The organism is Leucobacter chromiiresistens, assembly GCF_900102345.1.
Taxonomy (GTDB): domain Bacteria; phylum Actinomycetota; class Actinomycetes; order Actinomycetales; family Microbacteriaceae; genus Leucobacter; species Leucobacter chromiiresistens.
Genome location: NZ_FNKB01000001.1, coordinates 823,458 through 836,124, shown reverse-complemented (window position 1 = coordinate 836,124; position 12,667 = coordinate 823,458). Strand labels below are relative to the sequence as shown.

The 12,667-nt window shown below is 68.2% G+C and carries 14 protein-coding genes; 3 read left to right on the top strand and 11 right to left on the bottom strand.

The window, feature by feature from the left end:
• The first annotated feature begins 193 nt into the window (after positions 1-193).
• A complete protein-coding gene (gene fdhA / locus BLT44_RS03895) occupies positions 194-1,405 on the top strand; it encodes a formaldehyde dehydrogenase, glutathione-independent (RefSeq protein ID WP_010155416.1) in 1,212 nt (403 codons plus the stop codon).
• A 54-nt stretch (positions 1,406-1,459) separates the two neighbouring features.
• Here fdhA and BLT44_RS03890 read toward each other — a convergent pair whose 3' ends face one another.
• The 4 genes from BLT44_RS03890 to BLT44_RS03875 form a co-directional block, all read right to left on the bottom strand.
• Positions 1,460-1,762 (bottom strand): chorismate mutase, encoded by a 303-nt coding sequence (locus tag BLT44_RS03890; RefSeq protein ID WP_010155418.1) that lies wholly within the window; start codon positions 1,760-1,762, stop codon positions 1,460-1,462.
• Positions 1,763-1,776: 14 nt separating this feature from the next.
• Complete coding sequence (locus tag BLT44_RS03885) at positions 1,777-3,063, bottom strand: adenylosuccinate synthase (RefSeq protein ID WP_010155419.1); 1,287 nt, start codon at positions 3,061-3,063, stop codon at positions 1,777-1,779.
• 143 nt (positions 3,064-3,206) lie between these two features.
• Positions 3,207-3,623, bottom strand: a complete 417-nt coding sequence (locus BLT44_RS03880; RefSeq protein ID WP_010155420.1) for a DUF3151 domain-containing protein — start codon at positions 3,621-3,623, stop codon at positions 3,207-3,209.
• A 30-nt stretch (positions 3,624-3,653) separates the two neighbouring features.
• Entirely contained in the window at positions 3,654-4,142 is a 489-nt protein-coding gene (locus BLT44_RS03875) for a YajQ family cyclic di-GMP-binding protein (RefSeq protein WP_010155421.1), read from the bottom strand.
• Between the two features lie 410 nt (positions 4,143-4,552).
• On the opposite strand from BLT44_RS03875, the gene BLT44_RS03870 reads away from it, so the two are divergent.
• A complete protein-coding gene (locus BLT44_RS03870; RefSeq protein WP_050803091.1) occupies positions 4,553-5,974 on the top strand; it encodes a dicarboxylate/amino acid:cation symporter in 1,422 nt (473 codons plus the stop codon).
• A gap of 121 nt (positions 5,975-6,095) precedes the next feature.
• Here BLT44_RS03870 and BLT44_RS03865 read toward each other — a convergent pair whose 3' ends face one another.
• The 3 genes from BLT44_RS03865 to BLT44_RS03855 are packed head-to-tail and all read right to left on the bottom strand — an operon-like array spanning position 6,096 to position 8,073.
• A complete protein-coding gene (locus BLT44_RS03865; protein ID WP_010155423.1) occupies positions 6,096-6,806 on the bottom strand; it encodes a hypothetical protein in 711 nt (236 codons plus the stop codon).
• Positions 6,803-7,717 carry an ABC transporter ATP-binding protein gene (locus BLT44_RS03860; RefSeq protein WP_010155424.1) on the bottom strand — a complete coding sequence of 305 codons (915 nt, stop codon included), beginning with the start codon at positions 7,715-7,717 and terminating at the stop codon, positions 6,803-6,805. The genes BLT44_RS03865 and BLT44_RS03860 overlap by 4 nt, the downstream gene beginning before the upstream one ends.
• Positions 7,714-8,073, bottom strand: coding sequence for a GntR family transcriptional regulator (locus BLT44_RS03855; RefSeq protein WP_010155425.1), 360 nt, complete (start codon positions 8,071-8,073; stop codon positions 7,714-7,716). The genes BLT44_RS03860 and BLT44_RS03855 overlap by 4 nt, the downstream gene beginning before the upstream one ends.
• A gap of 204 nt (positions 8,074-8,277) precedes the next feature.
• On the opposite strand from BLT44_RS03855, the gene BLT44_RS03850 reads away from it, so the two are divergent.
• The gene (locus BLT44_RS03850; protein ID WP_010155426.1) at positions 8,278-9,096 is read left to right on the top strand and encodes a siderophore-interacting protein; all 819 of its coding nucleotides are present in this window, start codon (positions 8,278-8,280) and stop codon (positions 9,094-9,096) included.
• A 205-nt stretch (positions 9,097-9,301) separates the two neighbouring features.
• Here the strand turns inward: BLT44_RS03850 and BLT44_RS03845 are convergent, their stop codons facing one another.
• The 4 genes from BLT44_RS03845 to BLT44_RS03830 form a co-directional block, all read right to left on the bottom strand.
• Positions 9,302-9,868: a hypothetical protein gene (locus BLT44_RS03845; RefSeq protein WP_074689941.1), complete on the bottom strand. Its 567-nt coding sequence runs from the start codon at positions 9,866-9,868 to the stop codon at positions 9,302-9,304.
• A gap of 50 nt (positions 9,869-9,918) precedes the next feature.
• The gene (locus tag BLT44_RS03840) at positions 9,919-10,485 is read right to left on the bottom strand and encodes a hypothetical protein (protein WP_074689939.1); all 567 of its coding nucleotides are present in this window, start codon (positions 10,483-10,485) and stop codon (positions 9,919-9,921) included.
• A gap of 64 nt (positions 10,486-10,549) precedes the next feature.
• Positions 10,550-11,116, bottom strand: a complete 567-nt coding sequence (locus tag BLT44_RS03835; protein WP_010155429.1) for a hypothetical protein — start codon at positions 11,114-11,116, stop codon at positions 10,550-10,552.
• On the bottom strand, positions 11,113-12,666 hold the full coding sequence (locus BLT44_RS03830; protein ID WP_010155430.1) for a hypothetical protein: 1,554 nt from the start codon (positions 12,664-12,666) through the stop codon (positions 11,113-11,115). The genes BLT44_RS03835 and BLT44_RS03830 overlap by 4 nt, the downstream gene beginning before the upstream one ends.
• Position 12,667: the final 1 nt, after the last annotated feature.

Here is a 12,667-nt window from a genome sequence, read left to right as displayed (position 1 = left end):
GGCGCCTCGACACAGCTCGGTGCAACCCGTCATCCCGCACCGGGCCGACGCCGAGCCACCCGCGCAGATACGGCCAATGCTCTTGCAGAGGCGGCACATGCCGACCGGAGTCCGGTGCCCTACCGTGGTGCTACCGGTGATGCTACACGGTACCGAGCGGCGCAGCGCAGCGCCCCGTCAGAATGGAGTCTCCATGTCAGGCAACCGAATCGTCGTCTACAAGGGTCCGGGCGAAGTCGCCGTCGAGCACTTCGACTATCCGACACTCGAACTGCCGCAGGAGGTGGCCGAGGGCCTCGGCATCAAGCGATCCGCGCCCCACGCCGTCATCCTCAAGCTGGTCACCACCAACATCTGCGGCAGCGACCAGCACATGGTGCGCGGCCGCACGACGGCGCCCGTCGGCCAGACCCTCGGCCACGAGATCACCGGCGAGGTCGTGGAGATCGGCGACGACGTGCTCTTCCATCAGGTCGGCGACATCTGCTCCGTGCCCTTCAACATCGCGTGCGGCCGCTGCCGCATGTGCAACGAGGGTCAGACCGGCATCTGCCTCAACGTCAACCCGGCGCGGGCGGGCGCGGCGTACGGGTACGTCGATATGGGCGGTTGGCTCGGCGGGCAGGCCGAGTACGTCATGATCCCCTACGCCGACTTCAACCTGCTGAAGTTCCCCGACCGCGACGAGGCGCTCGAGAAGATCCTCGACCTGACGATGCTCTCCGACATCTTCCCGACCGGCTACCACGGCGCCGTATCGGCGGGCGTCACGACCGGCTCCACCGTCTACGTCGCCGGCGCCGGCCCCGTCGGGCTCGCCGCGGCCTACTCGGCGCAGCTGCTCGGCGCCGCGACCGTGATCGTGGGCGATATGAACGCCGACCGGCTGCGGCAGGCGGAGAGCTTCGGCTGCGCCGCCGCCGACCTGTCGAAGGGGGACGCCCTCGCAGACATCATCGCCGACATCGTCGGCGAACCCGAGGTCGACGCCGCGGTCGACGCCGTCGGCTTCGAGGCGCGCGGCCACGGCCACGGCGCGGCCGAGGCGCCCGCGACCGTACTGAACGACGTGATGAACGTCGCCCGGGCGGGCGCGTCGCTCGGCATCCCCGGGCTGTACGTGACGGGAGACCCTGGGGCGGTCGACGAGGCGGCGAAGCACGGCCAGATCGGCGTGCGCCTCGGCCTCGGCTGGGCGAAATCGCACCGCTTCGTCACCGGCCAGTGCCCCGTGAAGAAGTACAACCGGCAGCTGATGAACCTGATCCTCGCGGATCGCGCCCACATCGCGCAGGCGGTGGGCGCCACCACCATCGGACTCGACGAGGCCGCCGAGGGCTACGCGCAGTTCGATGCGGGCGCCGCGCAGAAGTTCGTGATCGACCCGCACGGCATGGTGTCGTGACGCAGCGGCGGCGCCGGGCTCGCGGTTCGCCGCGGGCCCGGCGCCGCGCGCCGGTTACGCCTTGTGCTCGTCGGCGATCTGCGTGTGGTGCTGAATGACCTCGGCCACGACGAAGTTGAACCACTTCTCCGCGAACTCGGGGTCGAGATGCGCCTCCTCGGCGAGGGTGCGCAGTCGATCGATCTGACGGGCCTCGCGCGCGGGATCGGCGGCGGGCATCTCGTGCTCCGCCTTCAAGCGCCCGACCTCCTGCGTGCAGCGGAACCGCTCGGCGAGCATGTGCACCAGTGCCGCATCGATGTTGTCGATGCTCGACCGCAGCCGGTCGAGGCGCTCGAGGGGCGTCGGCTCGCTCATGCGCGATCCTCCGCTCAGCCCAGCAGGTCGTGCAGCACCACGACCTGCTCGCGCTCGGGGCCCACGCCGACGGCCGAGATGCGCGATCCGCTCATCCCCTCGAGGGCGACGATGTAGTCCTGGGCGTTCTTCGGCAGATCCTCGAAGCGGCGCGCCCCCGAGATGTCCTCGTTCCACCCCGGGAACTCCTCGTAGATCGGCTTCGCGTGATGGAAGTCGCTCTGGTTGACCGGCATCTCGTCGTGCCGCACGCCGTTGACGTCGTAGGCGACGCAGACGGGAATCGTCTCGAGGCCCGAGAGCACGTCGAGCTTGGTGAGCACGAAGTCGGTGACGCCGTTGATGCGGGCGGCGTAGCGCGCCATCGGCGCGTCGTACCAGCCGCACCGGCGCGGCCGCCCGGTGGTGGTGCCGAACTCGAAGCCCTGCTTGCGCAGGTACTCGCCCGACTCGTCGAAGAGCTCGGTCGGGAAGGGCCCGGCGCCCACGCGCGTGGTGTATGCCTTGATGACGGAGATCACGCGGTCGAGCGCGTGGGGCGGCAGCCCGGAGCCGGTGCTCGCACCGCCCGCCGTCGCGTTCGACGAGGTGACGAACGGGTAGGTGCCGTGATCGATGTCGAGCATCGTCGCCTGGCCGGCCTCGAAGAGCACCGTCTTCTCCGCCTGCATCGCCTCGTGCAGCAGCAGCCCGGTGTCGCACACCATCGGCTCGAGCATCTCGCGGTAGCCGAGCAGGTCTTCCACGACCTCGTCGGCCGAGATGGCGCGACGGTTGTAGATCTTGACGAGCACCTGGTTCTTGAAGTCGAGCGCCGCCTCCACCTTCTGACGCAGGATGCCCTCGTCGAAGATGTCTTGGATGCGGATGCCGACGCGGTTGATCTTGTCGGCGTAGGCGGGGCCGATCCCCCGGCCCGTGGTGCCGATCTGGCGCTTGCCGAGGAACCGCTCCGTCACCTTGTCGAGCGTGCGGTGGTACGCCGTGATGACGTGGGCGTTCGCGCTCACCTTGAGGCGCGAGACGTCGACGCCGCGGCCGCCGAGCGCCTCCAGCTCGCCGCGCAGCACTTCGAGATCGACGACGACGCCGTTCGAGATCACGGGGGTGACGCCGGGCGTCAGAATGCCGGAGGGCAGCAGGTGCAGCGCGTACTTCTCGGACCCCACGACGACGGTGTGGCCGGCGTTGTTGCCGCCGTTGAACTTGACGACGTAGTCGACGCGGCTGCCGAGGAGGTCGGTCGCCCGACCCTTCCCCTCATCGCCCCACTGGGCACCGGTGATGAGCACTGCGGGCATTTCAGCCCCTTCCTTCGACAACGGCACGTACCGGGTCAGTCTAGCGAAGGGCGGCGGTCTCCCGGCGGGCGGGCTGTCGACGCGACGCGCGACGCGCGGGGCGCAGCCGCGCGACGCAACCGCGGTGCGTCAGCGGCTCGCCCTCAGCGGCTCGCCTCGATCGCGGCGATCGCCTGCGGGTCGGCGCCGTCGAGGAACTCGGTGAGCCGATCCACCTCGTTCGTCTCGCCGATGCGCGCGGCGGCGCGGCGCAGCGCGAAGAGCGCGCGCAGCACGCCGCGGTTGGGCTCGTGCGACCAGGGCACCGGGCCCGCACCGCGCCAGCCGGCCTTCCGCAGCGCGTCGAGACCGCGGTGGTACCCCACGCGGGCGAAGGCGTAGGCCTCGATCTCGCCGCCCTCGGCGTCGGCGGCGTCGGCGAGCAGCGCCCAGACGAGCGGCGACTCCGGGTGCTCGCGCACGACGGATTCGAGGTCTCGCGACGACGCGAGCGCCTGCGACACCGCGGTGTCTTCGGGCAGGAGCGTGGGTTCGGGTTCGAGCAGGTTCGCGCCGATCATCATGTCAGTGTAGCGGTGGCGCGGCGGCGCTCAGCGGTAGTTGACGAACTGCAGGGCGACCTCGATGTCGGCGCCCTTGAGCAGCGCCATCGTCGCCTGCAGGTCGTCGCGGCTCTTCGACGAGACGCGCAGTTCGTCGCCCTGGATCTGCGACTTCACGCCCTTCGGGCCCTCGTCGCGGATCAGCTTGTTGAGCTTCTTCGCCGTCGCCTGGTCGATGCCCTCCTTCAGCTGAGCATCGATGCGGTACTCCTTGCCGCTCGCGTACGGCTCCCCGGTGTCGAGCGCCTTGAGCGACAGCCCGCGCTTGATGAACTTCGAGTGCAGCACGTCGAGCACGGCGTTCGTGCGCTCCTCCGTGTTCGCCTTGATCTGGATCTTCTCGCCGGAGAGCGAGACGTCGGCACCGACGCCCTTGAAGTCGTAGCGCTGCTCGACCTCCTTGCGGGCCTGGTTCACCGCGTTCTCGACCTCCATCGCGTCGATCTTGCTCACCACGTCAAACGAAGAATCAGCCATGCGCCCAGCGTACCCGAGCGGGGGCACGGAGGGGGGCGCGCCGGGCGCGGCGGGGGCGGCGCCCTCCGGAGCGGGGTCGTTTCGGGAGCGTGTCGGCGTCCCGTCACCCGGCGACACCCTCCGCAACCGACCCCGCTGCGCCGACGACCGCAGATGAGCGCAGACGACCGCAGCCGACCGCAGACGACCGCACCCGCCTGCCTCACGGATCCACACAATGCGTAATGACAGACATTCAGCAACCGAATGATTTTGCTAAGCTGTCGGGGTTCCGGGGAACCGAGACGCACGCCGACCGCGTCGGCCGTGCCGCACCGCTCGCGCGATCCCCGCCGCCCCTCTCGAAAGGACTCATCACCGTGTCTGCACCTCAGGCCGCCCCGAAGCGGGCGCACCGGCTCCCGCGCTGGATGACGTCGTTCGGCTGGCAGATCCTCGCCGCGCTCGTCATCGGCCTCGTGCTCGGCGGCATCGCCATGTCGATCGGACCCGACGCGGCCGGCAACCCCAACGGGCTGCACGCCACGCTCGCCACCATCGGCAGCAGCTACGTGTCGCTGCTCCGCGCCGCCGTGATCCCCCTGGTCTTCACCGCGATCGTGTCGAGCATCGTCGGCCTCCGCAAGGTGACGAACGCCGCCCGACTCGCCGGTCAGACCCTCCTCTGGTTCGCGATCACCGCGCTCATCGCGGTGACCATCGGCATCGTGCTCGGCATCACGCTGCAGCCCGGCGCATCCGCGTCGCAGACGGCGCTGACACCCGAGGCGCCCGACTCGGTCGGCACCTGGTGGAACTTCCTCACCGGCCTCGTGCCGGCGAACTTCCTCGGGCTCGGAGTCTCGGGCAGCGTCGACGCGGCCAGCGGCGCGCTGTCGGCGAGCCCGAGCTTCAACGTGCTGCAGGTCATCGTGATCTCCGTCGCCGTCGGCATCGCGGCGCTGAAGATCGGCGAGAAGGCGGAGCCCTTCATCGCGCTCACCGAATCGGCGCTCGCCATCATCCAGAAGGTCCTCTGGTGGATCATCCGCGTCGCCCCGATCGGCACCATCGGCCTCATCGGCAACGCGGTCGCCGAGTACGGCTGGAACCAGATGGGCACGCTCACCTGGTTCGTGGGCGTGCTGTACCTCGGGCTCGCCATCGTGCTCTTCGTGGTGTACCCGATTCTCGTGAAGACGCACGGCCTCTCCGTGAAGCAGTACTTCTCGGGCGTGTGGCCGGCGGTGCAGCTCGGCTTCGTGAGCCGCTCGTCGATCGGCACGCTGCCCCTCACGCAGCGCGTCACCGAGCGCAATCTCGGCGTGCCGCGCGGCTACGCGTCGTTCGCCGTGCCGCTCGGCGCGACGACCAAGATGGACGGCTGCGCCGCGATCTACCCGGCGGTCGCCGCGATCTTCATCGCGCAGTTCTTCGGCATCGACCTGACGATCGTGCAGTACCTCCTGATCGTCATCGTCTCGGTGGTCGGTTCGGCCGCGACCGCGGGCACGACCGGCGCGACCGTCATGCTGACGCTCACGCTGTCGACGCTCGGACTGCCGCTCGAGGGCGTGGGGCTGCTGCTCGCGGTCGATCCGATCATCGACATGGGCCGCACCGCGGTCAACGTGGCCGGCCAGGCGCTCGTTCCCGCGCTCGTCGCGAAGCGCGAGGGCATCATCGATCTCGACCTGTACAACGCGCCGCGCCAGGGGCTCGCCTTCGACAACCGCGACGTCGAGGCCGAGCGCGCCGCCGACGCGGCCGCCGCGACCGACGCGATCGACGACGGCATCCGCACCGGCGACGGGATCCCCGCAGCCGACGAAGCGGTTTCGCGCCGGAGCTGACTCCGCGCGACCGAGGAGTCGGCACTGCGGCCTCGCCGCAGTGCAGCAGAGCGCCGGAGGGGTGGTGATCCCCTCCGGCGCTCTGCTGCGCGGCGACGCCGCGGATCGCGAGCAGCTCGAGCTACCGCACCGCCGCCCGCCGCATCGCGAACCAGGTGACGATCAGCGCCAGCGCGATCGCCGCGAGCGCCCCGACCGCGAGACCCGCGCGGGTGATGCCGCCGAGAATCTCGGGCAGCTGCGGGGCGAACACCAGCAGGAGCACGGCGAGCACGAGGCCGATGGCTGATCCGACGATCGCGGGGCCCTTCGCCCCGAAGCGCACCCAGATCGCGCCGAAGAAACCGCCGATCGTGAGGCAGCAGAGCACCCCGAGGAAGGCGGTGACCCCGAGCACCCACGGATCGCCCGCGCCCAGCAGGGTCACGTCGAGCACGTACACCGACATGAACCAGTGGTCGGTGGCGAGCTCGACGCCGAGCAGTGCGACGAGCAGCAGCGCGATGTAGGCGGCCTGCAGCACGTTCGCGAGCATCGTGCCGAGCACGAAGTTGCGACGCGTGGTGCCGAGCGTCAGCGCGAAGGGGTACGTCGTGGCGACCGCCTGCACGCCGTAGTAGACGAGGAAGCCGGGGAGCGACCACACCAGGCCGCCGTTCTGCCGGGCTCCGGCGATGTAGTCGGCGCTCCCCACCATCCCCGTGGCCCGCTGGATCGCGAGCGCGATCACGATGGAGATCACCATGACCAGCGCGACGATGACGGCGGGGACCACCACGAAGATGCCGATCTTGTTCATGTGCAGGCGCGTGACCTTCATGATGCGGTTCATGCTGCGCTCCGTTCCAGTTGCGATGCCGCGTCGCCATCGGCGGCCGTGTCGCCGAGGCCGTAGGCGGCGACGAGATCCTGCAGGGAGACCGGCGCGAGTTCGAGGCCGCCGGCGGCCGACCGGTGCTCGGCCGTCAGCGGGGTGTCGACCACGGCGGTCGCGAGCCCGCCGATGCGACGGCGGGAGAGGACGGGCAGGCCGGTGAGGAAGTCATCGACCTCGGCCGCCTTGCCGGCCACCTGGAACGCGCTGCCGCGCATCGCGTCCACGTCGTCGTGCCGCACTACGCGCCCCTGATCGATCACGATCACGCGCTCGAGCAGGCGGTCCATCTCGTCGATGAGGTGGGTGGAGAGCACGATGGTGCGGGGGTGCTCGGCGTAGTCGCGCAGCAGTTCGTCGTAGAAGATCGCGCGGGACGTCGCGTCGAGCCCGAGGTACGGCTCGTCGAAGAACGTGATGGGCGAGCGCGATGCCAGGCCGAGCACGATGCCGAGCGCCGACAGCTGACCGCGCGAGAATTTCTTGACGATCGGCTTGCTCGGGATGCGGAAGGCGTCGATCAGGCGGTCGGCGACCTCCTGGTTCCAGTGCGGGAACGAGAACCCGGCGGCGCGCGTGGCGAGCTTCAGGGTGTAATCGTCGGGGTAGCGCTGGTTGTCGCGCACGAAGCACATCTGCTCGATGGCCTCGGCCCGCTCGAAGGGATCGTGGCCGTCGACTGCGACGGTGCCCGAGCTGGGGCGATCCTGCGCGGTGACGAGCGACATGAAGGTCGTCTTGCCCGCGCCGTTGCGCCCGAGCAGCCCGGTGATGGTGTTCGCGTGGACCTGCACGCTGACGTCGTCGAGGGCCGTGGCACCTCGATAGCGCCGGGTGAGCCCGCGGGTCTCGATGGCGATGGGGGTCATTGTTCCGCTTCCTGTTCGATCAGTCGGATTACGTCGGTGTGCGCGAGGCCGAGCGCGCCGGCTTCGCGCAGGAGGGGGCGCACGAAGCGCTCGGTGAGCCCCTGCTGCCGCTCACGGGCGATACGCGCTCTGGCGCCCGGCGCGACGAACATGCCGATGCCGCGCTTCTTGTAGAGGATGCCCTGGTCGACCAGCAGGCTGAGCCCCTTGCCGGCCGTCGCCGGGTTGATGCGCATGTGGGCGGCGAGCTCGTTCGTCGAGGGAACCTGCTCGTCCTCGTCGTAGACGCCGCGCAGAATCTCGTCTGAGAGGCGATCGGCGAGCTGGAGGAAGATCGGACGGTTGTCATCGAACACTCCTCACCTCGTTTCGTTCGGGGAGTCCGCCCGGCTGGCCGCGCCGCCCGGCCTCCTTGGTTAGTTACTTCACTAATGAACCTAGGTGGTTAGCCGTGTCTTGTCAAGCGACGCTTGTGCGAGATTCATCTGATGAACTACCGTGGGGTGCGCCCGCCGCCCTCGCCGCGTCGCCTCCGCCGTCTCACGAGAGAAGGATCAGCCATGGCCTCCAGCAACATCGTCGTCGCCCACGCCGACACGGGACTCATCACCGCCGAGGTCGTGCGCGCCGCCCGCATCTCGCCGAACTTCGTGCGGCTCACCATCGGCGGCGACGACCTCGCGCGCTGGCGCCATCTCGGGTTCGACCAGTGGTTCAGGCTCGCGATGCCCGTTGCGGGCGACGCCACCCGCTTCGACCGCATGTCTGATCGCTTCGATACGCGCGGCTACCTGAAGTACCTCGCGCTGCCGAAAGCCACACGACCCGAGATCCGCAACTACACCGTGCGGGCGTTCCGGCCGGAGGCGAACGAGATGGACATCGACTTCGTCGTCCACGAGTCGAGCGACCCTGCGCACGCCGGCGTCGCAGCCCCCTGGGCCACGGCGCTGCCGGTCGGCGACCGCGTGGCGCTCATCGACCAGGGGTGCGGGTACCGGGAGGTCGCCGGCACCGAGCGCGTACTGCTCGCGGGCGACGAGACCGCGCTCCCCGCGGTGCTGGGGATCCTGCGCGACCTCCCCGCCGAGAGCACGGGGCACGCGATCATCGAGATTCCCGACGCGGCGGATCGCCAGACCGTGACGGCCCCCACGGGCGTAGATGTGCAGTGGGTCGTTCGACCGCCTCACGCCCGCCCGGGAGCGCAGGCGCTCGACGCCCTCCGCGCACTGCCGGAGTCTGCGGCCGACGGGCCGGTCTCGGCGTTCATCGCGGGCGAGCAGCAGCTCGCGACCGGCGGCCGGCGGCACCTCGTGAACGAGCGGGGCGTCGCGAAGCACGCCGTGGACTTCTGCGGGTACTGGCGCCAGAGTTGAGGGCCGGGGCGGACGGCACCCGGCGAATTACACGAGTGTAATTCTGCACAGGCGCGCGTCGCGGCTGTGGATAACCTCAGGAGTTGTGCCCTCTCGCGCGGCGCACTTCCCTGCTGTGACGCCGTTCTGGCGCTCCGGACGAGCGAATAACACGGGTGTAGTTATCCACAGTCCGGGTGTGGTGCCCGCCGGTGCGCGCCCACGTCTAGTACGCATCGTGCGGGCTGAAGTCCTTCGGCGGGATGACGCACGGACCGAAGCTGGTGAATGAGAGATCGTTCTTGCCGTCCAACGTGTTCGGAAGGAAGCTGACGTAGTAGGAGAACCCGTCGGGCGATTCGAGCACGAGGTCGGCCTGCGCCTCGTTCGTTCCATCCGCAGCCGCAACCTTCCAGTCGAGACCGCTCTTGCTCGCCGCGAACTGCTCGAGAATCGCAGGCACATCTGCGGAGTCGGAAAGATACAAATCCATTCCCCCCGTAAGCATGCGGGTTCCGGTCTCCTCCTTGAAGTAGGGTTTCCTGCCTCCCAGGTCGGTGTCGCACGACATTCCCATCGTTGCTTCGATCGGCCCCCACCGGTCCACGATCTGCTCGGCCGGAATCAGCGCCGCGAACTCTTCCAACTGCTCATTCTGGATCGTGCGCACCTCGGGAAACGTCAGCGGGGAGATCGGCTCGGGGTCAGGCTTCTGCACGGCGCACCCCGAGGCGACCAGGCCGGTGCAGGCGAGCAGTGCAACGGCAAACGCGTGGAAGAGGCGATGCTTCATGGCAGCTCCATCTCGGGCGAGGTGCGGACGTGCGGCCGCTAGCGGGGCCACTAGTACTTTCCATGCGGGTTGAAGTCCTTCGGCGGGATGACGCACGGGCCAAAACTGGTGAACGAAATATTGTTCTTGCCGCCCACCGTGTTCGGGTAGAACCTGACGTAGTACGAGAATCCGTCGGGTGATTCCAGCACGAGGTCGGCCTGAGCGTCGTTCGTTCCATCCGCAGCCGCAACTATCCAGTCGAGACCGCTCTTGCTCGCCGCGAACTGTTCGAGAATCGCAGGCACATCTGCGGAGTCGGAAAGATATAAGTCCATCCCCCCGGTGAGCATGCGGGTTCCGGTCTCCTCCTGGAAATAGGGTTTTCTGCCACCCAGGTCGGTGTCGCACGACAGTCCCGCAGTTGCTTCGATCGGCCCCCATCGGTCCACGATCTGCTCGGCCGGAATCAGCGCCGCGAACTCTTCCAACTGCTCATTCTGGATCGTGCGCACCTCGGGAAACGTCAGCGGAGAGATCGGCTCAGGGTCAGGCTTCTGCACGGCGCACCCCGACGCGACCAGGCAGGTGCAGGCGAGCACCGCAACGGCGAGCGCGCGAAAAAGGCGATGCTTCATGGCAGCTCCAGTCTCGAAGTGTGGTCCGGACGAACGTGATGACGTGCGGCCGCTAGCGGGGCCATTAGTACTTTCCGTGCGGGTTGAAGTCTTTCGGCGGGACGACGCATGGGCCATAACTCCTGATCGAGAGTTGATTCTGGATGCGCGTGTTCGGGCTGAATCTGATGTAGTACGAGAATCCATCGGGTGATTCCAACACGAGGTCGGCCTGCGCCTCATTCGTTCCATCCGCCGCGGCAACGCCCCAGTCGAGTCCGCTCTTGCTCGCCGCGAACTGATCGAGAATCGCCGTGGCGTCCGCTGAATCCGTCAGATACAGATAGATTCCCCCGGTGAGCATGCGGGTTCCGGTCGCCTCCTGGAAGTAGGGCGTGCGCCCGCCCAGGTCGGTGTCGCAGGACATGCCCGCCGTCGCCTCGATCGGCCCCCGCCGTTCCACGATCTTCTCGGCAGGGATCAGTGCCGCGAAGTCCTCCAACTGCTCATTCTGGATCCTCCGAACTTCGGGGAAGGTCAGCGATGAGATGGGCTCGGGGTCGGACTTTTCCTGCACTGCGCACCCCGGTGCGGTCAGAGCAAAAAAGATGAGCATCACGATGGCAATGGAACAACGAATGCGTAAATTCATGACTGCTCCAATTTCAGTTCGTCAACGAGTAAATCGAGAGCAGGCTCGTTGGCCTCGGGGCCCTTGCCCAGCCGTCCGTGCTTGTCGGGGCGGCTCTCCCCCGGGATCGGGGACTCGGGATGAAAGGGCGTGAAGATCTCGGGCATGCCGTGAATGGTGTTGAGCCCCTCGAACTGCGGATACTCATCGAGGGCGTTCAGCAGATCGCCGTCGTACCGGATGTCGCTGTATTCGGTGCCGGAGCGAGGCGTCCACCCGTCGGGCACGTACGAACCGCCGAGCGACACCACCCGATCGAATGCCGCGCCGTGCATCTCGGACGCCGCAACCACCGTCATGCCCGCGCTGTAGCCGACGGCAGTCTGGGGAAGATCGGAGATTCGAGCGTCGGTGCCGATCGCACCGGCGCCGAAGGCGGCGAGCTGCTCGCCTCTTCGGGCGAGACCCGCCTCATCCAGGTTGTCCGCCCACCCGACGCTCGGGAAGTCCTTGTACACGAAGATGATCGCATCGCTGTATTGCTCTTCGAGATGCACCGGCACACGCTTCGCGTCGCCGTTTGCGAAGTCTTCGAGCCGGGTGGTCGTTCCGGGAACGTACGTGATGACCTGGCTCGTGTCCGGGCCGATCTCACCCAGCATCTCGACGATGCGGTAGCGCTGCTTGTCGAGCACGACGAGCTGCACCTCTCCATCGATCACCTGTTGCCAGTACTGCTTCTCGGCCGCACTGATGCCGTCATCGTCGATGTACCGCTTCGCGGTCACGGCGTTCGCCTCGATGCGATCCTCGAACGGCACGCCGTCGAGGTTGCCCACGAACAGCGAGTACTGATGCTGCAACCGGTCGCGCTCGGCCTGCGACAGGCCCTTCCACCAATCGCCGACCTGCTCAGGACTCATGAGAGCGATGGTGAGGATGTCGACCGGCGGAAGCTCCGGGGCCCGAAAGCCGACGGTCTGCGCTCCTCCAGTCGCACCGCCCGCACCGCTCGCACCGCCGGCACCGCCCGCACCGCACAGGCGATTGAGATCGGCAGTGCAGGCGTGGATCGCGGCGGCGCACTCCGCATCGGCCCTCGTTCGCTGATGATCGAGCTCCGAGAGCCGTCGTTCGATCATGCGCAAGGAGGCATCGATCTCCTCGAGGTTCTGCTGGAGCGGGTGCGCCTGCCCGACGACCGCATCACCCCAGAAGTCGGGATCGGCGATCCGGTTCGCGGTTCGTGCACGCTCGGCTTCCGCGTCGAGCCTTCTCGACATGAACATGCGCGCCTCGAACTGCATGCTGGCGACCTGACCCGAATACCGCTGCAGGGCCTGGCCGGCAGCCAGCCGCACATCCGCGATCTGCTGCGCGCGGGTTTCGAGCGGCCGGCATGCGGCGAGAAGCGCGGTGAGGGCGCGCGCCTCACCGGCCGCCTGCACGTGCGCGATTCCCCGTCGCAGCCACGCCATCGTCTCCTGCAATTCGTCGAGGCGCGAGATCTTCTGCGCCACCGAGGCGACCCAGTCCATCTCGCCGCGCAAGACTCTCGACCCGGCATCCATC